Source organism: Oleiphilus sp. HI0067 (assembly GCF_001635735.1).
Window position 1 is genome coordinate 1 of sequence record NZ_LWFI01000671.1, and the last position, 390, is coordinate 390.

Below are 390 nucleotides of genomic sequence, written 5' to 3' on the forward strand. Positions count from 1 at the left end.
TTCACCTACCTAAAAGATGCCTTTGATGTGCTTTATGCGGAAGGTGAAACAGCGCCAAAAATGTTAAGTATTGGCTTGCACTGTCGTTTGGTTGGTCGTCCAGGTCGTGCCGCGGCTCTGGCGCGTTTCTTAGATTATGTTCAGTCGCAAGAAAATGTTTGGGTGACGCGTCGCATAGACATAGCCAAGCACTGGCATGAGAATCACCCTCCAGTTAAGTAAGTCAGAGCTACTGCGCTTACTTATACTGCGTTAAAAATTGGGGTCAGAGTAAAAGTACTCTGACCCCAATTTTATTCTTCCAAACTTTAGCTACACTTTTGTTCAATTTTAGAACTTCTATTGGGGTGACCTATGTCTACCGAGCAAGAGCAAATGAAACTCCTAATT

The 390-nt window shown here is 43.6% G+C and carries 1 pseudogene; it reads left to right on the plus strand.

Annotated features, from left to right (window positions below):
- Positions 1 to 222, plus strand: a pseudogene (locus A3739_RS29630) (allantoinase); the annotation flags it as partial.
- Between the last annotated feature and the right edge of the window lie 168 nt (positions 223 to 390).